Origin of the sequence: Paraburkholderia sejongensis, assembly GCF_020880815.1 — a bacterium.
Classification (GTDB): domain Bacteria; phylum Pseudomonadota; class Gammaproteobacteria; order Burkholderiales; family Burkholderiaceae; genus Paraburkholderia; species Paraburkholderia sejongensis.
The window spans coordinates 215,021-238,542 of sequence record NZ_JAJITD010000009.1; the positions used below are offsets into that span (position 1 = coordinate 215,021).

The following is a 23,522-nucleotide window of genomic DNA, read 5'->3' on the forward strand; positions in this document are numbered from 1 at the left end:
GCAGCCGTTGGCTCCCGGCACAATTCGTTACCGCGCGCCGGTATCGGCGCGACGCGCGCAATGCATCAGTCCAGCGCCTGCTCGAGTTCCGGCACGAGCGCGAACAGATCGCCGACGAGGCTGTAGTCCGCGACGCTGAAAATCGGCGCTTCTTCGTCCTTGTTGATCGCGACGATCACCTTCGAGTCCTTCATTCCGGCCAGATGCTGGATCGCACCCGAGATGCCGACCGCCACGTACAGCTGCGGCGCGACGATCTTGCCGGTCTGGCCGACCTGGTAGTCGTTCGGCACGAAGCCCGCGTCGACTGCCGCGCGCGATGCGCCCAGCGCCGCGCCGAGCTTGTCCGCCAGCGGCTCGAGCACCTTCGTGTAGTTCTCGCCGTTGCCCAGACCCCGGCCACCCGACACGATGATCTTCGCGCTCGTCAGTTCCGGACGATCGAGCTTTGTCACTTCGCGGCTGACGAACTGCGAGATACCGGTGTCGGCTGCCGCTTCGATTTTTTCCACCGCCGCGCTGCCGCCTTCGGCCGCGACTGCGTCGAAGCCGGTCGTACGCACGGTGATGACCTTGACCGGATCAGCCGATTGCACGGTCGCGATTGCGTTGCCCGCGTAGATCGGACGCTCGAACGTGTCCGGCGAATCGACCGCGGTGATGTCCGAGATTTGCGCGACGTCGAGCTTCGCTGCGATGCGCGGCGCGATGTTCTTGCCGTACGCGGTGGCCGGCGCGAAGATGTGCGAGTAGTCCTTCGCGATGTTCAGCACGGTCGCTTCGACGTTTTCCGCGAGGCCCGCGGCCAGTTGCGGCGCGTCGGCGAGCAGCACTTTCGAAACACCGGCGATCTTCGCAGCGGCGTCCGCCGCGGCCTGCGCGTTGTGACCTGCCACCAGCACATGAATATCACCGCCGACCTTCTGTGCCGCTGCAATCGTATTCAGCGTCGCGGCCTTGATCGACGTATTGTCGTGTTCCGCCACGACCAGGTTAATCAGATTCGTCATTTTCAGCGTCTCCTCACAGCACCTTGGCTTCGGTCTTCAGCTTCTCGACCAGCGTCTTCACGTCCGGCACCTTCACACCGGCGGAGCGCTTGGGCGGCTCTGCAACCTTCAGCGTCTTCAGACGCGGCGCGACGTTCACGCCGAGGTCTTCGGGCTTGATCGTTTCCAGCGGCTTTTTCTTCGCCTTCATGATGTTCGGCAGCGTCACATAACGCGGCTCGTTCAGGCGCAGATCGGTCGTGACCACGGCCGGGAGCGTCAGCGACAGCGTTTCCGCGCCGCCGTCCACTTCACGCGACACGGTCGCCTTGCCGTCCGCAACGACGACCTTCGATGCAAAGGTCGCCTGCGGCAGATTCGCGAGCGCCGCGAGCATCTGGCCGGTCTGGTTCGAGTCGTCGTCGATCGCCTGCTTGCCGAGGATCACCAGCTGCGGCTGTTCCTTGTCGACCAGCGCCTTCAAGAGCTTCGCGACCGCCAGCGGCTGCAGGTCTTCATTCGATTCGATCAGGATCGCGCGGTCCGCGCCGATCGCCAGCGCGGTGCGCAGCGTTTCCTGCGCTTGCGTGACGCCCGCCGACACGGCGATCACTTCGGTCACGATGCCCGCTTCCTTCAGACGCACCGCCTCTTCAACCGCGATTTCGTCGAACGGGTTCATCGACATCTTCACGTTCGCGATATCGACACCGGTGTTATCCGACTTCACGCGAACCTTCACGTTGTAGTCGACCACACGCTTGACTGCTACAAGTGCTTTCACAACTGTCTCCTCCTAATCACGGCAGCGCCGCGGCGCTGCCGTTTCCAATCAGATATGTACTGCCGTCGCCGTATCAGAACTGGTCTTCACGCAACGCCAGCATCCCTTCGTCCTGCCGCGCGCCGAGCAGCGCCGCTTCGAGTGCGACCGCGCGCGGCAGCACCTGGGTCGCGTAGGTGTGCGCGGTGGCGATCTTCGCGTCGTAGAACGCCGGATCTTCTTCGCGCTTGTTCGCCGCGATCAGAAGCGAACGGGCCATTTGCCAGCCGCCGAGCACGACGCCCGCCAGCATCAGATACGACACGCCGCCCGCGAACACCGCATTCGGTTCGCTCTTCGCGTGCTCGACGACGAAGCGCACCGCGTTGTCCAGCGCGTCGCGGCCCGCCGCGAGACGCCGTTGCATCGCCTGAAACGCCGCGCTCGACCGGTACGACGGATGCCCATCCAGCTCGGCGAGCGTCGCGTCGATCTGCGTGAGCAGCGACGCGGCCACCGCGCCGCGATCGCGCAGCGTCTTGCGGCCGATCAGATCGTTCGCCTGAATCGCGGTCGTGCCTTCGTAGATCGGCAGAATCCGCGCATCGCGGTAGTACTGTGCGGCGCCGGTTTCCTCGATAAAGCCCATGCCGCCGTGCACCTGCACGCCGAGGCTCGTCACCTCCAGCGACATCTCCGTGCTCCAGCCCTTCACGATCGGCACCAGGTATTCGTAGATAGCCTGATGCTGCGCACGCGTCGCGTCGTCCGGATGACGATGCGCGAGGTCGCTCTGGGCGGCCGCGACATAAGCGAGCGCGCGGGCGCCCTCGGTCAGCGCGCGCATCGTCGACAGCATGCGGCGCACGTCCGGGTGCTGGATGATCGTGACCGACTGCTTGGCCGAACCATCGACCGGGCGGCTCTGCACGCGCTCCTTCGCATAACCGACGGCCTGCTGGTACGCGCGATCCGAGATCGCGACGCCCTGCACGCCGACCGCGAAACGCGCGGCATTCATCATGATGAACATGTATTCGAGGCCGCGATTCGCTTCGCCGACCAGTTGGCCGATCGCGCCCCCGTGATCGCCGAATTGCAGCACCGCGGTCGGGCTCGCCTTGATGCCGAGCTTGTGTTCGATCGACACGCAATGCACGTCGTTGCGCTCGCCGAGCGAGCCGTCCTCATTGACGAGGAACTTCGGCACGATGAACAGCGAAATGCCTTTCACGCCCTCCGGCGCGTCCGGCGTGCGAGCGAGCACCAGATGCACGATGTTCTCCGTCATGTCGTGCTCGCCCCACGTGATGAAGATCTTCGTGCCGAAGATCCGGTACGTGCCGTCGGCCTGCGGCTCGGCGCGCGTGCGCACCAGCGCGAGGTCGGAGCCGGCTTGCGGCTCGGTCAGGTTCATCGTGCCGGTCCATTCGCCGGAAATCAGCTTCGGCACGTAGCGTTGTTTCTGTTCTTCACTGCCAGCGGTCAGCAGCGCTTCGATCGCGCCGTCGGTCAGCAGCGGACACAGACCGAGCGACAGATTCGCCGCGTTCAGCATTTCGATGCAGGGCGTGGACAGCAGCTTCGGCAATTCCTGACCGCCGTAGTCGGCCGGATGTTGCAAACCCTGCCAGCCGCCCTCGGCGAACTGGCGAAACGCGTCCTTGAAACCGGGGGTCGCCGTGACCGCGCCGTCGCGCCACGCGCTGGGGTTGCGGTCGCCGTCGTGGTTCAGCGGCGCTAGCACACCTTCGTGCAGCCGGGCGGCTTCTTCGAGCACCGCGCGGGCGGTGTCGGAGCCCGCTTCCTCGAAGCCTGGCAAGCCCGCCAGGCGGTCGATTCCGGCCAATTCCGTAAGTGCGAAAAACATGTCCTTGAGAGGCGCGACGTAGCTCATTGCGATTGTTCCGATCAGAGAGTCAGAGTGGGATGTCGCCCATCCGACCTCGGTCCGGCAGGGGCAACCAGTGGGAGCATCGTAGCCGCGCACGAGCGCGCGCGGCTGTCAAAACTGGACGATCGATTGACATCTTTGGCCACAGCGGGAAAGTGCCGGATGGCGTCGAGACCGCGTGGACGGGGGCCGGAATGTGGCCCGCGGCGCTCGCTATGACCGGATCGGCCGGTCAGCCGCCGCGGCGATACGCGGCCGGCGTGCTGCCGGTCCAGTGGCGGAACGCGCGGTGAAAGGCGGTGGGGTCGCTGAAACCGATATCGCCCGCGATCACGGCGATCGCGTCGCGCGTGCCGGTCAGACGCTGGATCGCGATATCGCGGCGCAGTTCGTCCTTCAGCAATTGAAACGCGGTGCCCTCGGCGGCCAGATGACGGCACAAGGTTCTGACCGAGCAGTGCAGGCCGTCGGCGGCCGCTTCGATGGTCGGCACGTCGGGCAGCCGCGACGCAACATACTCGCGCACCCGGTGGCTGAAAAGCTGTTCGTCGAACGAAACGAACACCCAGTCTTCCGGCGCGCGCGCCAGAAAGCGGCGCAGGTTGGCCTTGCGCTGGCGCACCGGCAGATCGAAATAGCTGCTGCTGAACTGCATCGAGGTCTGGCCGCAGTCGAACTTCGCCGGTCCCGGAAACAGATACAGATATTCGAGCGCGTGAGCCGGACGGGCAAACGCGAACTGTACCTGCAACAGCGGAATGCGCTGACCGATCAACCACGAGGCCACGCCATGCGCGAGCTTGAGCATCAGCTCCTGGCCGAGCACGCTGGCGCGCATGCCGGTGGGCCCCGGGTGCAGCGTCAGGCTCGCGACCAGTTCGCCGCGGCGCGATTCGAACAGGAAGTCGTCGACGACGATATGGAAGAACTGGCCGAAGCGGTGCATCGCGGTTTCGAGATTCGGCGCATCGAGCAGGCTCAGGCACAGAAACTTCAGCGTGCCGCTGCGCAGCGGGCGCGCGAACACGCCGGGCATTTCGTCGTCGAGTTCGATCGCGAGCGAGCGGTACAGCGTCGAGAACTGTTCCTCGGTGACGCGCGCGCCGGGCTGCACGAGCAGCTCGCGCGGAATCGTCGCGCCCGCCAGATGCCGGTCGACAATGCCCGGCTGCGTCTCGACGCCGGCCAGAAAGCCATTGACGAGCGAGATCGGGACGGTGGCGCCGGGAGCGTGCATGGAGTGGTTTCAGCGAGCGGACACGCGTGAGCATAGCGCGTCCGCGCGGCGGGTGGCGAGCGTGCTGGCGTGGGCCTGACAAGCGCCGGTGAATGCGGACGCGGCCGGCGCGCGCAGAGAAACGCCCTGCCCAATCGGGCCCGCAAACGTTTTTATCCGCATTAGCGCCGCCGTCAACGTGACGACACAAAGCCCGCATACATTGTTCGCGCACCTCGCCGGTCGCGCTCCGTTGGGCTCCTCATCAGTCCGTCGCGCGGCCATGCGTGGCCGCGCCGATAACAAAGGCAACCGCCGCCCCAGACAAGGACCCCCGAAGATGACTACCACCCCTTCATCGCGTCGCCGCTTTCTGATCCAGTCGGTCAAGGCCGCGGGCGCGGCCGCGTCGCTGTCCGTGCTGCCGCCGTCGATCCAGCGCGCGCTCGCGATTCCCGCGCACTTTCGCACCGGCACGATCGAGGACGTCGAACACATCGTCGTGTTCACTCAGGAGAACCGCTCGTTCGATCATTACTTCGGCGCGATGGCCGGCGTGCGCGGCTTTGCCGACCGCTTCCCGATCCCGGTGCCGGACACCCCGGCGCTGAACAGGAAGACCGTCTGGTATCAACGCAACGACGGCGCGACGCCGGCCACGCAAACGTTTCAACACAACGATACGGTCGCCAACTTCAATCTGATCCGCACCAAGGACACCCCGCACCTGTATCCCGATTCGCAGCAGGCGTGGGACGGCGGCCGCATGACGAGCTGGCCGGTCGCGAAAGGCAGCGCGTCGATGGTCTATTACACCGGCGCCGACATCCCGTTCCAGTACGCGCTCGCCAACGCGTTCACGCTGTGCGACCACAACCACTCGGCGTTCACCGGCGGCACCAATCCGAATCGCTGCTACATCTACACCGGCACCAATCACGGCCGCGACAACCCGAACCAGCCGGGCGTGTTCAACGGCCCCGCGCTGAACAATGACTACAACAACATCGCCAACTACACGAGCGGCGAGTCGGCCACCGGCTACACGTGGACCACCTACGCCGAGCGCCTGCAGGCCGCCGGCATTAGCTGGCAGGTCTACAAACCGGCCGCGCAGGACTATTCGCTCAATCCGCTGCTCGGCTTCAAGTCGTTCCGCGATGCCAACGCGACCAGCGCCGCCGCGCGCACGCCGCTGCAACAGCAGTTGTATACGCGCGGCATCCAGACCCGCGAGCTGACCGATCTGAAGAACGACGTGCTGAACGGCACGCTGCCGCAGGTCTCGTGGATCTGCGCGACGTCGACCGGCTCCGAGCATCCGAGCGCGTCGAGCCCGCTGCAGGGCGCGAACTACATCTCCGAAGTGCTCGATGCGCTGACCGCGAATCCGGACGTGTGGAGCAAGACGGTGCTGATCATCCACTTCGACGAGAACGACGGCTTCTTCGACCACGTGCCGCCGCCGGCGCCGCCGTCGTACGCGACGTACAACGCGAATCCGGGGCTCGCGCAACTGGCCGGCAAATCGACCGTCGATACGTCCGACGACTATCTGGGCGAGAACACCGCGAACGTCGCGGGCACCAGCGTCTGGACCCATCATCCGTACGGAATGGGCCCGCGCGTGCCGATGTATATCGTGTCGCCGTGGAGCAAGGGCGGCTGGGTCAATTCGCAGGTGTTCGATCACACGTCGACGATCCGCTTCATCGAGAAGCGCTTCGGCGTGCAGGAGCCGAACATCAGCCCGTGGCGCCGTGCGGTCGCCGGCGATCTGAGCTCGTGCTTCGACTTCCGCAATCCGGACAACCGCGCGTTCTATCCGTCGCTGCCGGATACGACGGCCGGCGATACGAAGAGCCGCGCGCTGGCCGGCACCACCGCGCCCGTGCCGGCCAGCACGCCGGTGTTGCCCGCGCAGCCGGCCGGCGTGCGCCTATCGCGCGCGTTGCCGTACGAGCTGCACGTGAACGCGTCGGTACCGCTTGGCAGCCCGAGCGTCGAGCTGACGTTCGCGAACACCGGCACGCAGGCGGCCGTGTTCCATGTGTACGATCGCCTGCATCTGGACCGTCTGCCGCAGCGTTACACGGTCGAAGCGGGCCGCCGTCTGAGCGACGAGTGGAACGTGGTCGCCGATAGCGGCAAGTACGATTTGTGGGTGCTCGGGCCGGCCGGTTTCCACCGGCATTTCACCGGCGTGCGCGCGACGGCGGGCGGCAATCCCGAAGTGGAAGTCGTCTATCAGCGCAACAGCGGCGCATTGCGCTTGAAGGTGCATAACACCGGCAATGCGCCGGTCGAAGTGAACCTCACCGCGAATGCGTACGGCAAGGACCCGAAGCGTGTTGCACGCGTCGAGCCGCGCGGCGAGATGTTCTTCGAACTGCCGGTGCAGTCGTCGGGCTTCTGGTACGACTTCACGTTGAACGCGAAGGGGCTGACCGGCTTCACGCGACGCTTTGCGGGCCGCGTCGAAACCGGCCGCGACGGCATCTCCGATCCGGCGATGGGCGGCACCGCGATCGGCGATCAGTTGGCGATTTCGTTCAGTTGATACGAGTTGGTAACCGCTTGCCGGCGCGCTGCCGGTAAGCGGCGAACGTCACTGCGTCACTGCATCACTGCGCCGACGCGTGCGAGCGCAGAAACGGCAGATAGCCGCTTTGCGTCTTCAGAATCTTCTCCGCGCATTCGTCGTAGTCCGAACCCTTTTCGCTGTTCTGGCCGTACATCCCGCGGCACTGCGCGAATAGCGACAGCGTCGCGCCGCCGCCCGCCTTCGGCGCGCGCGTCGCCGAGAACGAAGCCTTGCCCGAATCGTCGGGGACGTCGGTATCGATCGCGACCGCGTCGGCGCGGATCACGTGGGTCTCGGAATGCTGCTCGATATAGCGTTTGGTCAGCGCCCACGCCGCATCGCAATTCTCAGGCGTGCAATCGATAATCGCGTCGCGTTGCGCGGCGGCGAGATTCGGTTCGCTGTGAAGGATTTCCTGCTGGGCCTTGCGCGCCTGCTTTTCCTCGGACGAGCAGGCGGCGAGCGTGAAAGCAACGAGTGCGAAGACTGCGATCTTTTTCATGAATCAATCCGTGGCCGTATTCGAGCGCGATTATAGCTAGGTACTCGCGACCAGCAACTCTTCCGCATTCGCCGGCGGGCGCAAGCCATCCGTTCTGCCGGCGAAGTACCGCTCGCCTAGATCGGCGGCCGACACATGCCGCGCGGTCGCGAAGCCCGCGTCCACCGCGAGCGCGACGATCTGCGGCGGCGTGAAGAAACTGATGAACGGCGTGCCGCTCGCCCGCGCGCCTTTCTCCGCCATTTCGAGCCCCGGCCGCACGTCGGGGTCGGCCATCTCCAGCGGCAACAGGAACGTCATCGCGAACGTCGAACCGGGCGCGAGAGCGGCCACTTCGCGCAGCGTCGCCGCGTTCGCCTCTTTCGTCAGATACATGCTGACGCCCGTCGAGACGACGACCGCCGGTTTGCCCGGATCGAAGCCTTCATCGACCAGACGCTGCCGCCAGTTGTCACCCGCTTCGAAATCGACCGGCACGAAACGCAGCCAGTCCGGCACGCCGAAACCGAGCTCCAGCAAACGGCGGCGCTTCCACGCCTGCGGTTCCGGCGGATCGACCTCGAACACGGTCAGGCGCGCGGCCAGATCAGGGCGGCGCTGCGCGAAGCTGTCGAGCCCCGCGCCGAGAATCACATACTGCGCGACGCCGCGCCCGACCTGCTCGACCACCAGATCTTCGATAAAGCGTGCGCGCGCGACGATCGACGCGCGAAACGGCCGCGTGAATTGCGGATCCATGTCGCCGCGGCTGCGCCAGTCCTCGGCCGGCGCCAGCAGTTGCAGGCCGACTTCGTCTTCGAGCACGTGCGGCGGCGCATCGGCCTGCACGTGCAGCGCGCGCCACAACGCGACGCGCGCGGCGGTGCTGTCGGGGGCTGCCGCTGGTTGATCGTTCATCTCTATCCGCTCCGTTGGTTCGAGGCGACCCGCGCCAAAAGCGCTACCTTACTTCAGGAAGCGAAAATCGCAACCTTCGTCGGCCTGCAGGATTTCCTGCTCGTACAGCTTCGCATAGCCGCGCTTTGCGGGCGCCTGGCTGCGCGGCGGCAACGCGGCGCGGCGCTTCTCCAGTTCCTCGTCCGGCACCAGCAGTTCGAGCGCGCGATTTTCGACGCTCAGGCGAATCCGGTCGCCGTTGCGCACGAGGCCGAGCGGCCCGCCCGACGCCGCATCCGGCGTGATGTGCAACACGATCGTGCCGTACGCGGTGCCGCTCATCCGCGCATCCGACATCCGCACCATGTCCTTCACGCCGGCGCGCGCGAGCTTGCCCGGAATCGGCAGATAGCCGGCCTCGGGCATCGCCGATTCACTGGTCGGGCCGGCGTTTTGCAGCACCAGGAAATCGTCGGCGTTGACGTCCAGATCGTCGCTGTCGATCCGGTTCGCGAGGTCTTCGAGCGACTCGAACACGACCGCGCGCCCTTCCTGCTCGAACAGTTTCGGGTCGGCCGCCGAGCGCTTCAGGAGCGCGCCGCGCGGCGCCAGATTGCCGAACAGCGCAACGAGGCCACCGGTATCGCGCACCGGTTGCGCGTACGGCCGCACCACCGTGTGATCGACCCAGCTGACGTCGTGCAGACGCTCGCCGAGCGTCTCGCCGCTCACCGTGCGGCAGTCCAGATGCAGCAGGTGTTTGATCTCGCGCAGAATCGCCGGCACGCCGCCGGCCGCGTACAGGTCTTCCATGTAGTGATCGCCGGTCGGTTTCAGATTGACCAGCACCGGTGTTGTCTCGCTCAGTTCGTTCACGCGTCGCAGATCGACGTTCACGCCGACGCGGCCGGCGATCGCGGTCAGATGAATCATCGCGTTGGTCGAGCCGCCGATCGCGAGCAGCACGCGCAACGCGTTTTCGACCGACTGCGCGGTGATGATCTCGCTCGGCAGGATCGGCTTCGCGATCAGCTCGAACGCGATGCGGCCGGTTTCTTCCGCGATGCGCAGACGGTCCGCGTCGACCGCCGGACATGCGGCGCTGTTCGCCGGCATCATGCCGAGCGTCTCCGCGATGATCGCCATCGTGCTCGCGGTGCCCATCACCGCGCAGGTGCCGGCGGTCGAAGCCAGACGCCGCTCAACGGTATTGATTTCCTGCGCGTCGATTTCGGTTGCGCGGAATTTGGCCCAGAAGCGGCGGCAATCGGTGCACGCGCCGAGCCGTTCGCCGCGATGGCGGCTGGTCGACATCGGTCCCGCGACCAGTTGCACCGCCGGCAGATTCGCCGATGCCGCGCCCATCAATTGCGCGGGCACCGTCTTGTCGCAACCGCCGAGCAGCACGACCGAATCCATCGGCTGCGCGCGGGTCATTTCCTCGACGTCCATCGACATCAGGTTGCGAAACTTCAGGCTGGTCGGCGTGAGGAATGTCTCGCCGAGCGAGATGGTCGGAAACTCGATCGGCAAGCCGCCCGCCGCGAGCACGCCGCGTTTGACCGCGTCGATCATCTCGGGGAAATGGCGGTGGCAATTGTTGAAGCCGCTCGCCGAATGCGCGATGCCGACGATCGGCCGGTCCAGCATCTCGCGGCTATAGCCCATCGAACTCGCGAACGTGCGGCGCAGATAGACGCTGAATTCGCGGTCGCCGTAATTGGTCAGTCCTTTCGCGAAACCGACCGGCTTTTTACTGTGTTGATCGCTCATGAGGTGTGCTTACTCTCTTTGCCTGTGTGCCTGTGAATGCAGCGAAACGAACCGTCAGTGCAAAAACGGCAGCGCGAGAAACAGCTTGATCACGATTGCATTGACGATGTCCATGAAAAACGCGCCGGTCATCGGCACGATCAGAAACGCGATATGCGACGGACCGAAACGGTTGGTGACCGCCTGCATGTTCGCGATCGCGGTCGGTGTCGCGCCGAGCCCGAGACCGCATTGCGCGGCGCACAACACGACCGCGTCGTAGTCGCGGCCCATCGCCGGGAATGTCACGAACACCGCGTAGAGCGCCATCAGCAGCGTCTGCGCGGCGAGGATCGTGACGATCGGCACCGCCAGCGCGGCCAGCTCCCATAGATCGAGGCGCATCAGCGCCATCGCGAGAAACAGCGCGAGGCTGACGTTGCCGACCAGCGCGACCGCCTGCTGATCCAGCCGCACGCGCGCGAGCGCGAGCCCGTTGTTCAGGATCACGCCGATGAACAGCACGCAGACGAAGGTCGGCAATTCGAATACGCTGCCGGCGAGCCAGTCGGCCAGCACGTCGCCGCTGGCGAGGCAGATCGCAATCAGCGCGAGCGTGGTGATCAGCGCGGCGGGCGTGGTCGGCTGCAGCGCTTTCGGTTCTTCGAACACCAGAGTCTCTTCCGCGCGCTGCGCGGCGCGCCGCAGCTCGTCGGCGCTGAGCCGGCGCAGCAACAGCCGCGCGATCGGGCCGCCGAGCACGCCGCCCATTACGAGCCCGAAGGTCGCGCAGCCGATCGCGATCTCGGTCGCCGCCTCGATCCCGTGATGCTCGGTGAACACCTGGCTCCACGCGGCGCCGGTGCCGTGGCCGCCCGACATCGTGATCGAGCCGCCGAGAATGCCGAGCAGCGGATCGACGCCGAGCGCGAACGCGAGCCCGATGCCGATCACGTTCTGCAGGATCAGCAGCCCGCTGACCAGCGCGAGAAAACGCACCAGCACCGGTCCGCCCGCTTTCAGATTCGACAGATGGGCATTCAGACCGATCGTCGCGAAGAACCCGAGCATCAGCGGGGTTTGCAGCGTCGGGTCGAAGCGCACTTCGAGATGGGCGGTGACGCGCGCGAGCAGCACGCAGATCGCGATTACGAGGCCGCCGGCCACCGGCGCGGGAATGGAATAGGTTCGCAGCACGCCGATCCACTGGATCAGCTTCTCGCCGAGCAACAGCACGAACGACGCGGCGACGAGCGTGGCATAAATGCCGATAGTCATGAATGAATGGCCTCCGGCGCGGCACGCGCAGCCATCCGCCATCTTAGCCAATCCGCTCGCGCAAGCCAGGCATTTCGTTGATGCACTGCAAGCCGCGCATGACGCGGTGTCACTGGGGGGCGTCGAAGTCCGTCAGTTTCCTGATATTCCGGGGTTTTTTCCAAACTATGGAATGGGCGCGGGACGCCGCCCTGGAGCGGCTTGCCTATGCAAGTCTGCCTCTTTTTGATCGGTGCGAGCGGACAGCAACGGCTGCCCGAAATCGCGCCGCTACAGTGCATCGACGGCTTGCGCAGCCGGGGTCGTGCACGAGCCGATAGCACAACGCGTTGAAAAGCGTGGGCGGCGCGGGGCCTACCGCGATAGCAACTCACACTGCGGGAAAGCGCAGTTCGAAGCGCACGACGCCCGGCAGCGGACACACCACGCGCGCGCTACCGCCATGCAGGTGCATGATCGCCTTCACGATCGCGAGCCCGAGTCCGTGCGATTCGGTGAACGCGCTGCGCGCCGCGTCGCCGCGATAGAAGCGGTCGAACAGCCGGTCGAGTTGCGCGGCGGGTATCGCCTCGCCCTCGTTCTCGACCGTCACCCATGCGCCCGCTTCGTCCTGCGCGCCGCGCAGGCGCACTACCGTGTCGGTGGCGCCGTAACGCACCGCGTTGACGACCAGATTGTTGATGGCGCGGCGGCACAGCATCGGATTGGCCGACGCGACGCCCGACGCGTCGACGTCGAAACGCATCCCGCGTTCGTCGGCGAGGCCTTCGAAATAATCGGCGATCCTGACCAGTTCATCATGCAGATCGACCGGCTGCCGCTCGACCGACGACGCCGCATGATCCGCATGCGCGAGAAACAGCATGTTCTCCGCGATATGGCTCAGGCGATTCAACTCCTCGAGATTCGATTCGAGCAATTGCTGATATTCCTCGGCTTCGCGAGACTGCGCCAGCGCGACCTGGGTCTGGCCGAGCAGCGCGCCGACCGGCGTGCGAATCTCGTGCGCCAGGTCGGCGGAAAACTGCTGCAGCCGTTGATAGCCGTCGGCGAGACGATCGAGCATCGCGTTGAACGCGTGCGTGAGCTGACGCAGTTCCACGGGCGCGGCTTTGACGTCGAGCCGGACCGTCAGGTTCGCCGGGCTGATTTGCGCGGCCCGTGTGGCAATGTCGCGCACCGGTCGCAGCGCGCGGCGCAGCACGCAGTACGCGAGCAGCGTCGCTGCCAGCATGCCGATCAGCGTCGCCAGCACGATGCGGTTGCGGTACTCCGCAAGCATGCGCATTTCGTGCGTCATCGGGTGGCCCGCGATCACCTCGACTTCGGCGCCATCCTCGCGCGCCGCCGCGCTCGCGATCGCCCAATGCACCGGCACGCCATCGGGCAGGCGCGTCTGACTCACGCCGGCGGCACGAGGCGCGTCGCCTTCCGGGCCGGCCGGAAGATCAGGCACCGCGAGGCCGCCCGGATTTACGTCGACGAACGGCGCTTCGCCCGGCCGGCGGAAGATCAGCACGTCATCTTCCGCGCCGAGCATCGTCTCGAACAGCAGCGGGCGCTTTTTTAATTCGCTAACCGAATAAAGGTCGTGCACGATGCGGCCGAAATGCTCGACGCGGCCGCTCAGTACGACGTCGGCGCGGCGTTGCAGAGAGACTTCGGCGGAGTGATAAAAATACGCGCCGAGCGAGCCGATCACCGCACAGGCGATGAGCGCGAACAGCAACGTCGTGCGCGCGATCAGCGAGCGTTCGGTCCATCGTTTCATGCGCCGTGGCCGAACGTGTAGCCGATGCTGCGCACCGTGTGAATCAGCTTCTTGTTGAACGGGTGATCGATCTTAGCGCGCAAGCGCTTGATCGCCACATCGACCACGTTGGTGTCGCTATCGAAATTCATGTCCCACACTTCCGACGCGATCTGCGAGCGTGACAGCGCTTCGCCCTCGCGGCGCACCAGCAGATGCAGCAGCATGAACTCCTTGTTGGTGAGCGGAATGTCGATACCCTCGCGCGTCACGCGGCGACGCAACACGTCGAGCTTGAGGTCGGCAACTTCGAACACGTCGCTCTCGCGGATGACGCCACGGCGCAACAACGTGCGAACGCGCAGCACCAGTTCGGCAAACGAAAACGGTTTGACCAGATAATCGTCGGCGCCGAGTTCGAGACCGCGAATGCGGTCGCTGACCTGATCGCGAGCGGTCAGAAAAATCACCCGCAGATCCCGCCGCGCACGCAACGCCCGCATGATTTCCCAACCGTCGATGCCTGGCAGCATCACGTCGAGAACCACCAGTTCGTAATCATGTTCCAGCGCCAGATGCAGGCCGTCCGTGCCGGTGCGTGCGAGATCGACCGCGTAGCCGTTCTCGCGCAGGCCCTTCTTCAGATAGTCGCCGGTTTTCGGATCGTCTTCGATGACGAGAATGCTCATAATGCCCGCTGCTCCTGTCGCGCGATGCGACCTGGTGAGACCGCGCTCGTCCGCGCAAAAAACGCCTGATGACAGCGCTCGTGATGTACCGCGGCGCTCGCAGCGAGCCATTCTACGTGGCGGCCCTGGGCCATTGATGACTTTTTTGTCATCATCCCGTCACCTGGATGAGCCGATGCGGCCGCTAGTCTTCCCACTCCGTTCACCACGCTGCATCCCCGGACTGGAGTTGCCCATGAAGACCCGCATCAAGATCTCCGCTGCACGCACCCTGCGCGCCCTCGCCGTTCCCGCCATCGCCGCCTCGTTATCCGCGACGACGTTCGCGGTTTCGGCTCAGACTGCCGCGCCGACCGGCCTGCGTGGCACGGTGACCTCGCTGACGGGCGATCTGCTGAAGGTGCACACCCGCGACGGCCAGGACGTCGACGTAAAGCTCGCCGCCGACACGCCGATTCGCGGCGTCACGCTCGCCAGCGTCACCGACATCAAACCCGACAGCTACGTCGGCACGGCCGCGATTCCACAGCCCGACGGCACGTTGAAGGCGCTCGAGGTGCATGTGTTCCCTCCGAGCATGCGCGGTTCGGGCGAAGGTCATCGGCCGTGGGATCTGGGCGCGAACAGCTCGATGACGAACGGCACGGTCGGCTCGCTCGTGGTCAGCAACGGCCGCACGATCACCGTCAAGTACAAGGATGGCGAAAAGAAGATCCTGATTCCGCAGGACGTCCCCATCGTGAGTCTGGAGCCGGGCAGCCGTGCGTTGCTCACGCCCGGCACCAAGGTCGTGCTGTTCGCGCACAAGGATGCGGACGGCTCGATGGCGGCGAATTTCATTTCGGCCGGCGAGCATGGCGTGACGCCGCCGATGTAACGCGGCACGCCGCTCGTCTTCCAACCTTCTTTGAAGCGCATGTCCGACTCACAAGCCATTGTGCTCGTTCATCCTGTCGTCGTTCGCGTGACACACTGGATCAACGCGTTCGCGATGATCTGCATGCTGATGAGCGGCTGGGCGATCTATAACGCGTCGCCGATTTTTCCGTTCCACTTTCCCGTGTGGGCGACCGTCGGCGGATGGCTCGGCGGCTCCATCGCCTGGCACTTCGCGGCGATGTGGCTGCTGTGCGCGAACGGCCTGCTATATCTCGCCTATGGCGTGACGAGCGGCCATTTGCGTCGCAAGCTGCTGCCGGTGCGTGCCCGCGACGTAGCGCGCGATGCGGCGCTGGCGTTGCGCTTCAGACTGCCGCACGAAAGCGGCAGATACAACGCCGTGCAACGCGCGCTGTATCTGTCGGTGCTGCTGCTGGGTGCGCTGCTCGTCGCATCGGGACTGTCGATCTGGAAGCCGGTGCAATTGTCCTGGCTGACCGCGCTGTTCGGCGGCTTCGATTTTGCGCGGCGTGTGCATTTCGTTGCGATGGTCGGCGTTGCCGGCTTCGTAGTCGTGCATCTGCTGCTCGTGCTGCTGGTGCCGCGAACGTTGCCGCCGATGTTCACCGGCCGCACGCGGCGCCGCGCGCATCGCACCGATGAAGCTTCCAACAGGGCCCGCGTATGAGCGACCCGCAACGCACCGACATGACGAACGCTACGCGCGCCGATCCGCAAGACGCGCGCCGCACGCGCATTGTGCTTGCAGACCACCGGCCGCGGATCGAGCAGTTGCAGCGCCGCCTGTTTCTGCGCTCGTCGCTCTCGATCGGCGCGCTCGCGATGCTGTCCGGCTGCAACCTGCAGGACAACGATTCCCTCGACAAGGTCCTATGGACGATGTCGCGCTGGAACGATCGCGTGCAGGCGTGGCTCTTCAATCGCAACAAACTCGCGCCCACCTATACGGCACGCGAGATCACCGATCCGTTTCCGTTCAACGCGTTTTATCCCGAGTTCGACGCGCCGGATATCGACGGATCGGGCTATCGGCTCGAAGTATCGGGGCTCGTCGCGGACAAACGCAGCTGGAGCCTCGCGCAGTTGCGCGGGCTGCCGCAGGTCTCGCAGATCACCCGACACGTATGCATCGAAGGATGGAGCGCGATCGGACAATGGAGCGGCGTGCCGTTTCGCACGTTTCTCGAACGGATCGGCGCCGATCTGAGCGCACGCTACGTCGGTTTCAAATGCGCGGACCGCTATTATTCGAGCCTCGATATGGCGACCGCGCTGCATCCACAAACACAATTGACGCTCGATTTCCGCAACGCGCCGCTGCCGGCCAGATACGGCTATCCGCTGAAACTGCGGGTGCCGACCAAGCTCGGCTTCAAAAATCCGAAGCATATCGCGGCGATATTCGTGACCAACACGAACCCGGGCGGCTACTGGGAAGACCAGGGCTACAACTGGTTCAGCGGGCTTTAGACCGCGGTCACGTAACGCGGCACGGGCTGCGGCACGCGCGGCGGCGGCTACGCCTCACGTGCGGTGCATGCGCTTGACCGCGTCGACGGGGCTCAGGCCGAACAGCCGCTTGAATTTGCCGCGCATTGGCCACTGTGCGTCGCGTCAGCAAGTGCAGCACATCGCAGAGCAAGTGCACCCTTTCCCTTGCTTTTCACCTCGACAAAAGCGCTAGGACTCATCGCGCAGCTCGAGAATCGCCGCGCACGCGGGCTGGTGTTTTCCACAAATGGTCGAGCCGAGCCGCAACCGCACTGTCGCGAATCCCCTCCTTGCTGTAGCGGCGCTGGCTTTTTTACGTCGTTGTAACTGCGACCGACAGCTGCCACTTCCGGCTTCACGTCACTCGGGACCGCCGCCTGCTCCAGCGCCTGGGCCAGTGTGTGGCCGTCGTATGGATTGACCGGGATCGAACGCGCCCGCTCACCAGCCCCTCCTCGTTGATCGTCCTCAACGACAACTTGACGCCGAATTCGTACGGCCTGCGGACCTTGCCTTCGCTTAGCCATTCGACTTCCGGCGCATGCAAGGCGTAAAGCTTGTTCCGGTCCGGTCCCAAGCCGGAACTTTCACAAGACTGCTGATATTAAAGATCCGAATAGCTGTAACCCGAAAAGTAATTTTTTTCTTTATGCACCGAACATGACGGCGTACGCCTTTGCTCGTCTCTGGCTTCGTGTTCAAACCAACGATCGATGGGTTATATATGCCGTTCAAAGCTAGCATCAGCGACTTCATAGATGCCGGCGCTCTGACGGCAACATGGCTTACCAAACGGCTCTCCGCGCAAGGAGTCATTTCGGGTGCTTTCAGTTGTGGAGCTGAACAGGAATCGCCACGCCAAACCTTTGGGGGCTGCGTGGAACCGAGGACCTTGGAGGTGGGACCAAAGCCGTCTTTGAGTTGATTAACCAGTTCAATTTGGGAACCGGCGCCATTTACTCTACGAATGGTGGGAGCCTGTTTAGCCGAAACGCGTTCGTAGGACTGGCAAACGATCGCTTTGGGAAATTAACGTTCGGACAGCAATACGAGTTTATGGTCGATTCGTTGCTGCGATTCGACAACTCGTCTTATATCGCAGGCATATACGGTTTCCGGCAGGGGCCGTTCGCAAACCTGGGCATTCCAGGCAATCCGTCTGGCAGCGCGAACTTCGATCGCATGGCGGGCGCCGCCATGTCGAACGCGGTCAAATATACGTCGCCGCTTTACCAAGGCTTGTCTATCGGCGCTCTCTACAGTTTCGGCGGCCAGCCTGGTAGCCTTGCGCGCAATGATGGCAAAAGCTTTGGTATCAACTACGCAGTGGGACCAGTTTCGCTCGGTGCAGCTTATACCTATCAACGCTATACGGCGCTTGGGAACGGTATGTCAGGGATTCGCAACTATGGCGCGGGCGCGGAATACAGGTTTGGCGATGCCACGGCGAATGTGTTGTACACGAACACGAAAAACACTGCAAACAACGCTACTATCAACGTCTATCAGATCGGTGTCCGGTACCAGTTCAGCCCCGCGCTGTCCGCCGGAGGTGACTATGAATTGATGAAAGGCAATACAGTTCTGGCGGGCGACAAGGCCAATCAGTTCAGCCTGGGCGTGCGCTATGTCCTGTCCAAAAGAACGTTCGTCTATACCGAAGCGGTTTATCAGAAAGTCAGCCGGAACAACGCTCCGCACGCGTGGATCATGGCCGTTTCTGGACCGTCAGGCAATGACCGGCAGATGCTGACGCGTCTGGGCATGGTCCATCGTTTCTGAGTGGGTCAAGCGTGCATTCAGTGCGTCCGAGAGCCGAGGGACTATGTGCTTCATATCAGCGCTTTTCGAGCGTTCCCGATTGGGCCGTGTCTCGACTCTCGCATGATAAAAGAGCGGATTCGAAAGCTTCGCTCCACTCGCACTTTGCCGCCGGATCACCTCGGCGCGGAATCTTCTGTTGCCTGCGCATGGAAAAGTAGGCCGCCCTTGAGTCGCACCCTCACCTACGTCAATTCTGCGAAGACGCAGGTTTGCGGAGCAAAGTCGGCCAAATACAGGACTTATCGGACCAGGCTGGGACGATCAGGCTTCCGTTAGTAAACTTATCCGCGTGGATTCGAGGAACTCAAACGCGTAGGTATCCCCGGATCGCCTTATGTAGCCGGCGCACGGAAAGGGGAAATGCGCGGGGATGACAACGGTGTTAGAGCCGCAGTGAGCTTCGAAAAAATCGCGTCGGGAGCGTTGTGCAACGTCCGGGTCCACACAGAATCGAGTATTCCAAGCGGGATTCTCGCACTGCAATGCCGAGTGAAACAGGTCGCCCGACAGTATCGCCCGTTCGTTGTTCGATTCGACGACAACGCCGACATGACCGGGCGTATGCCCTGGCAGATGCAAAAGCCGGACTTCCTGGCTGATCGCGTAGCTCGGGGGTACGATTTCAGCGACGCCCTGCTCGAAGAGGGGCCTTATGCTGTCTGATATGTAATCGCCGGTTCGCTCAAGTGGCGAGCCGGCAAGCTCGCTTTCCCAGAAAGCGACCTCCTCCTCCACAAAAACATATCGGGCATTAGGGAAGGTCGGAGCCCATTTGCCGTTAAGCGAGTAGGTGTTACAGCCGACATGGTCTACATGCAAATGTGTGGAGACGACGGTATCGACCTTTCCAAGGTCGATACCGAGGGTGCGCAACCGCTGCACCCATCCGAACTCTGCCCGATCGAATTCCGGGCGCGCTCGAGCCTTGCAGTCGCCAACGCAGGTGTCGATCATGATCGAGCGGTCTTTCGTCTCCAGCAGAAATCCCTGGATCGCAATTACCAGCTTTCCAGTCGAAGAATCGAATATTTTCTGGTTTCGTGCGGACTGCGCATCGCGGATGGCCGTTTCGGTCGCGTCGGGATGAATTTCCTGCCACTTGAGAAGTGGCGCGACGGATTCTGCAATCACGGAAATTTTTACATCGCCGACGCGGAGGCTATAGGCCATAGGCAAATCAAGAAAAGGTGACGTTTGCATTTCCGTTTTTTGAAGTGGATGACGCGTGTCGCTGGCGACGAATTAACCGCCGATGTAATGGCGCAGCAACGGCGGCGCGCCGGCGGCGGATGAAGAAGGAATCGAAAGCGGATAGCTCATCTGCATGGATTCCGGCGTAAAACGGATGCACTGAGTCTAAGAGGCCGCTTTCGTAAAAAATAATAACGATTTCGTGCGCGGCTATTCCTCTTTTCTATACCTACATACAGCGGTGGGTGCAGAAACCGGCACGCGCCAAGTAGCGGCTACCGCCGCTGGCGCGCGACTCGTCGCTCTAATATCACGCTGCGCTAGACGCCCGGCGCCACGGCCACGGCAACTGCCGGATAGTCAACAAACTCGCCCGCGCCACTTACATGGCGTGGCTCCTCCAGTCCGTCGGCTATGGCGACGCGCCCAACGAGTTCTTCAAAGCCGCAGAATGGCAGGGCACCACGCGCGATCAGTGCCTGTGGCCGTGCTCGAACTCGTGCTCGTGTCCGTGCGGGTGATGGCCACCATGATCGCGATGGTCCCAATCGTCGTGATGCGCATCATGGCCCAGCTCGTCAGCAAGCAATGCCCCGGCAGCACCGCCCACGCCCGCGCCCACTATCCCACCAGTGCGCCCGCCAACGGCATCGCCCACGAAGGCACCGGCCACACCCCCGAGCCCCCCGCCGACGGCATCATTGAGACCGCGCGCAAATGCGAAGGGCATCGGCGTAAGCATCGCCAATGCGACCGCGCCAACTATCAATCGTCTTCGCCACATGATCCGACTCCTTTCTCGTGTTGACCTGTGATAAAGGATTGGGCCGATATCGCGAAATTCCACATGGCGCACTGTCGCACCCTCTTCACTCCCGAACAGCAACTCGCCAATCGTTATGCAATCTCGTGGAACGGATGGGTATCTGCAACGTGTTTTTCTGCGAACGCTACAGCGATCGCAGCCAATAGCGGCACCATCTTTTTGATCGGTGTGCCCGCCGCGAAGCAGGCTGCCACTCCGGAGCGTTCAAGGGCCACTTGACTCGCGTGGTCGATGATCCCGCCCACCACGATGGGTATCCGCAGACCGCGTACAGTCAGTTGCTCACGCAACGCGGCGACCAGATCGTTGTGTGCGCCCGCGAGAGAGGACACGCCGATAACGTCAACCTGCTGCGCTTCAGCCAATTGGACGGTATCGGTAGGTGATGCGAACAACGATCCCGTGGAAACCGCGAAGCCCGCATCGTTTAAGACCGCTGCGATAATACGCGCGCCCCTGTCATGTCCGTCTTGTCCCAGCTTTGCAATCAACATGCGTGGCGCACGGCCCAGGCGCGTGGTCACGTCGGCCACGGCGTGGCATGCGTCCTGCCAAGCCTTGTCGCTTTCGAGGCTTGGGCCGTAGTGGTCGCGCAATAGCGGCAAGCCGATCCGGTATCGTGGCCATACGGCTTCCAGTGCCCGCGTGCACTCGCCGACAGTTGCACGCGCTCGCATGCATGCCACCGTCAGTTCAAGAAGATTTCCATCTCTGCTTCGGGCCGCCCGCGTCAGCGCATTCAGCGTGTCGCGCACTCTCGTTGAATCACGCCTGGCTTTGATGTGAGCAAGCCTTTGCGTTTGCAGCACGCGCACCCGCTGGCCGTCGACAGTCCGTGGCTCTCCAGGGTCTTCATTGCATCCCGTCATGAAATCGTTGACGCCCACAACCGCGCGTGTTCCCGACTCCATTTCCGCCTGTGTATCCAAAGCCGACTTGTGGATCTGTTCTCGAACCCACCCTGATTCGACGACATCCACCACGCCACCAAGGCGTTCAATTTCGGCCATCATCGTTAGCGCCTTCTGACGGATCTCCGCGGTAAGGTTCTCCATCATGAAAGAACCAGCCCACGGATCGACCACATCGCATACGCCGGTTTCGTGCTGCAGCACCAGTTGGGTGTCGCGAGCGAGCCTCGACGCATCCGCACAAGGAAGACAAAACGCTTCGTCGTATCCGTTGGTGTGCAGCGATTGCGTTCCGCCGAACACGGCAGCCAACGCCTCGACTGTCGTACGCACGACGTTGTTCATGGGTTTGCGCGCCGTTAGCGACCACCCCGAGGTCTGACAGTGCATTCGCAGTGCGCGTGCCCTATCCGACGTTGCGCCATTTGCCGAGGCAAGATCCGACCATAGAATTCGTGCGGCTCGCAGCTTCGCGATTTCAACGTAGAAGTCCATGCCGACGCCGAAGAAAAAGCTCATCCGCTGACAGACGTCATCGGCCGGCATCCCCCGTTCGACGAGGGTCGTTATGTACTCGCGCGCATTCGCCATGGTCAGCGCAAGTTCCAGCACCGGGTCCGCGCCCGCTTCCTGAAAGTGATATCCCGACACCGAAAGTGCGTTGAACCGCGGCACGTTTTCGCTGAGATACTCAACGACGTCGGCGCAGATACGCAACGATGGCTCAGGTGCGAAGATGCAGGTGTTCCGCACCATGAACTCTTTCAGGATGTCGTTCTGAATCGTTCCCCGCAGTTGCGAGCCGCTAACGCCGCTTTCCTCCGCCGCGACGATGAAAGCAGCCAGCACAGGAAGGACCGCGCCGTTCATGGTCATCGATACCGACACGCGGTCGAGTGCAATGTCTTCGAAAAGGCGAGTCATGTCCTCCACCGTATCGATTGCGACACCCGTCACGCCCACGTCCGCGCTCACAGCGGGATCGTCTGAATCGTAACCGCGCTGGGTGGGCAGATCGAAGGCGACGGAGAGACCCTGTGCGCCTTCGGCCAACGCAGTGCGAAACGCGAGGTTCGTATCGGCGGCCTGCGCATACCCCGCGTATTGGCGTATCGTCCACGGCTTTTGCGTATACATCGACGCGAATGGACCGCGCACGAACGGCGCCTCGCCGGGCATGCTGTCCATATGCGCGATGCCATCGATATCCGCGCGCGTGTAGACGCGCTTGAGTCTGACGCGATCCGAGCGACGCCGCCGCTGCCTGTTCATCGATGCCTCCAGCGTTTTGCCGTCGTGACGTCGGCGATCTTCGTGCCGTCGCTATTGCGCCGCAGTTCGGTCCAGTGCCGGATGCCCTGCCCGTCTTCCGCCTGACCGACCATATGCACGGTCAACGTGTCACCCACGTCGACGTTGCCGTAATAGAACAGCGAACGGCTCGAGATGACAGGCGGTTCGCCAAAGCGCCGCCATTGCCACTCGGCGCGATCGACAAAGGCTTGAAAGCTCGCGAAGTACAGGAAGTCAGCGCCATTGAAATCGCCATTGGGGCACGGGAAGAACTCGATCGGCTCGTGCGTGGCAGGCCCGAGGTCGGCAATTGCATCACGCTCGTATGCTCGAAGGCGTTTGCCAATCTGCGCCATCTCCGCTGCCTCGTCGGGCATCTGCACGATTTCACCCGCCAGTGAAGCAAGCGCCGCCCGTGCGGCGGAACGATTGCTGCGCGCCTCGCCGCGCGTGACGAATGCAGAGGACATCCCTATCTCCGCGACTGTCAGGTCATCGCGAACGATATGGTGCGTGCTGAAGTGGCGCACAGGCCCCGTTCTGCAAAGCGTGCTGCGGATCTCGAACGCGTCGTTTTCGGCGATCGAATCGAGACCGCAGGTCTGCAACCGGATTGCCGTGAAAGCGGCATAAGAGCGGCCGCCGTTGTCATCGTGGAATTCCGGCTGCCCGCGGCCTGCTTGAGCGGCGAGCGCTTCCCAATGTCGATGGCCACACTCCTTGAGCAACCAGTTTTCCGACAGTCCCGTGTAGCTCAGTTGCGGCATGCCCGCGCGATAGCGTTGGATCATGC

At 63.4% G+C, this 23,522-nt stretch carries 19 protein-coding genes and 1 pseudogene; 6 read left to right on the forward strand and 14 right to left on the reverse strand.

The genetic code is table 11. The annotated features are described in order from the left end of the window. Positions 1 to 65: 65 nt before the first annotated feature. The 4 genes from LJ656_RS19345 to LJ656_RS19360 form a co-directional block, all read right to left on the reverse strand. Positions 66 to 1,001: an electron transfer flavoprotein subunit alpha/FixB family protein gene (locus LJ656_RS19345; RefSeq protein WP_230511101.1), complete on the reverse strand. Its 936-nt coding sequence runs from the start codon at positions 999 to 1,001 to the stop codon at positions 66 to 68. 22 nt (positions 1,002 to 1,023) lie between these two features. After that, positions 1,024 to 1,773: an electron transfer flavoprotein subunit beta/FixA family protein gene (locus LJ656_RS19350; protein ID WP_230510981.1), complete on the reverse strand. Its 750-nt coding sequence runs from the start codon at positions 1,771 to 1,773 to the stop codon at positions 1,024 to 1,026. Between the two features lie 73 nt (positions 1,774 to 1,846). After that, positions 1,847 to 3,649 carry an acyl-CoA dehydrogenase gene (locus LJ656_RS19355; protein ID WP_230510982.1) on the reverse strand — a complete coding sequence of 601 codons (1,803 nt, stop codon included), beginning with the start codon at positions 3,647 to 3,649 and terminating at the stop codon, positions 1,847 to 1,849. 229 nt (positions 3,650 to 3,878) lie between these two features. Continuing rightward, a complete protein-coding gene (locus LJ656_RS19360) occupies positions 3,879 to 4,883 on the reverse strand; it encodes an AraC family transcriptional regulator (RefSeq protein WP_230510983.1) in 1,005 nt (334 codons plus the stop codon). Positions 4,884 to 5,202: 319 nt separating this feature from the next. Between LJ656_RS19360 and LJ656_RS19365 the strand changes: the two genes are divergently transcribed. Then, positions 5,203 to 7,422 carry a phosphocholine-specific phospholipase C gene (locus LJ656_RS19365; RefSeq protein ID WP_230510984.1) on the forward strand — a complete coding sequence of 740 codons (2,220 nt, stop codon included), beginning with the start codon at positions 5,203 to 5,205 and terminating at the stop codon, positions 7,420 to 7,422. A 64-nt stretch (positions 7,423 to 7,486) separates the two neighbouring features. On the opposite strand, the gene LJ656_RS19370 is transcribed toward LJ656_RS19365, so the two are convergent. The 6 genes from LJ656_RS19370 to LJ656_RS19395 all read right to left on the reverse strand — a co-directional run bounded on the left by LJ656_RS19370 (position 7,487) and on the right by LJ656_RS19395 (position 14,293). Next, entirely contained in the window at positions 7,487 to 7,948 is a 462-nt protein-coding gene (locus tag LJ656_RS19370) for a putative periplasmic lipoprotein (RefSeq protein WP_230510985.1), read from the reverse strand. 36 nt (positions 7,949 to 7,984) lie between these two features. Next, complete coding sequence (locus LJ656_RS19375) at positions 7,985 to 8,845, reverse strand: class I SAM-dependent methyltransferase (protein ID WP_230510986.1); 861 nt, start codon at positions 8,843 to 8,845, stop codon at positions 7,985 to 7,987. Between the two features lie 48 nt (positions 8,846 to 8,893). Then, entirely contained in the window at positions 8,894 to 10,597 is a 1,704-nt protein-coding gene (locus LJ656_RS19380) for a dihydroxy-acid dehydratase (protein WP_230510987.1), read from the reverse strand. Between the two features lie 54 nt (positions 10,598 to 10,651). Then, positions 10,652 to 11,854, reverse strand: a complete 1,203-nt coding sequence (gene gltS, locus LJ656_RS19385) for a sodium/glutamate symporter (protein WP_230510988.1) — start codon at positions 11,852 to 11,854, stop codon at positions 10,652 to 10,654. A gap of 370 nt (positions 11,855 to 12,224) precedes the next feature. Beyond that, positions 12,225 to 13,625 carry a heavy metal sensor histidine kinase gene (locus LJ656_RS19390; RefSeq protein ID WP_230510989.1) on the reverse strand — a complete coding sequence of 467 codons (1,401 nt, stop codon included), beginning with the start codon at positions 13,623 to 13,625 and terminating at the stop codon, positions 12,225 to 12,227. Next, positions 13,622 to 14,293 (reverse strand): heavy metal response regulator transcription factor, encoded by a 672-nt coding sequence (locus LJ656_RS19395; protein WP_230510990.1) that lies wholly within the window; start codon positions 14,291 to 14,293, stop codon positions 13,622 to 13,624. Before LJ656_RS19395 ends, LJ656_RS19390 begins: the two co-directional genes overlap by 4 nt. Positions 14,294 to 14,528: 235 nt before the next feature. Between LJ656_RS19395 and LJ656_RS19400 the strand changes: the two genes are divergently transcribed. Genes LJ656_RS19400 through LJ656_RS19410 form a run of 3 tightly spaced genes read left to right on the forward strand, consistent with a single transcriptional unit; the run spans position 14,529 to position 16,663 of the window. Continuing rightward, on the forward strand, positions 14,529 to 15,170 hold the full coding sequence (locus tag LJ656_RS19400; RefSeq protein ID WP_230510991.1) for a DUF5666 domain-containing protein: 642 nt from the start codon (positions 14,529 to 14,531) through the stop codon (positions 15,168 to 15,170). Between the two features lie 39 nt (positions 15,171 to 15,209). Then, complete coding sequence (locus tag LJ656_RS19405; protein ID WP_230510992.1) at positions 15,210 to 15,860, forward strand: cytochrome b/b6 domain-containing protein; 651 nt, start codon at positions 15,210 to 15,212, stop codon at positions 15,858 to 15,860. Beyond that, positions 15,857 to 16,663 carry a molybdopterin-dependent oxidoreductase gene (locus LJ656_RS19410; RefSeq protein ID WP_230510993.1) on the forward strand — a complete coding sequence of 269 codons (807 nt, stop codon included), beginning with the start codon at positions 15,857 to 15,859 and terminating at the stop codon, positions 16,661 to 16,663. The genes LJ656_RS19405 and LJ656_RS19410 overlap by 4 nt, the downstream gene beginning before the upstream one ends. Before the next feature lie 335 nt (positions 16,664 to 16,998). Here the strand turns inward: LJ656_RS19410 and LJ656_RS19415 are convergent. Then, a pseudogene (locus LJ656_RS19415) lies at positions 16,999 to 17,252 on the reverse strand (IS5/IS1182 family transposase); the annotation flags it as partial. A gap of 281 nt (positions 17,253 to 17,533) precedes the next feature. Between LJ656_RS19415 and LJ656_RS19420 the strand changes: the two are divergent. Further along, entirely contained in the window at positions 17,534 to 18,466 is a 933-nt protein-coding gene (locus LJ656_RS19420; protein WP_329958887.1) for a porin, read from the forward strand. Between the two features lie 303 nt (positions 18,467 to 18,769). On the opposite strand, the gene LJ656_RS19425 is transcribed toward LJ656_RS19420, so the two are convergent. Then, a complete protein-coding gene (locus LJ656_RS19425; RefSeq protein ID WP_230510994.1) occupies positions 18,770 to 19,678 on the reverse strand; it encodes an MBL fold metallo-hydrolase in 909 nt (302 codons plus the stop codon). Between the two features lie 502 nt (positions 19,679 to 20,180). On the opposite strand from LJ656_RS19425, the gene LJ656_RS35115 reads away from it, so the two are divergent. Continuing rightward, positions 20,181 to 20,507 (forward strand): hypothetical protein, encoded by a 327-nt coding sequence (locus tag LJ656_RS35115; protein ID WP_425605964.1) that lies wholly within the window; start codon positions 20,181 to 20,183, stop codon positions 20,505 to 20,507. Positions 20,508 to 20,596: 89 nt separating this feature from the next. Here the strand turns inward: LJ656_RS35115 and scpA are convergent, their stop codons facing one another. Beyond that, entirely contained in the window at positions 20,597 to 22,708 is a 2,112-nt protein-coding gene (gene scpA / locus LJ656_RS19435; protein WP_230510996.1) for a methylmalonyl-CoA mutase, read from the reverse strand. Beyond that, complete coding sequence (locus LJ656_RS19440; RefSeq protein ID WP_230510997.1) at positions 22,705 to 23,520, reverse strand: Pnap_2097 family protein; 816 nt, start codon at positions 23,518 to 23,520, stop codon at positions 22,705 to 22,707. The genes scpA and LJ656_RS19440 overlap by 4 nt, the downstream gene beginning before the upstream one ends. Positions 23,521 to 23,522: the final 2 nt, after the last annotated feature.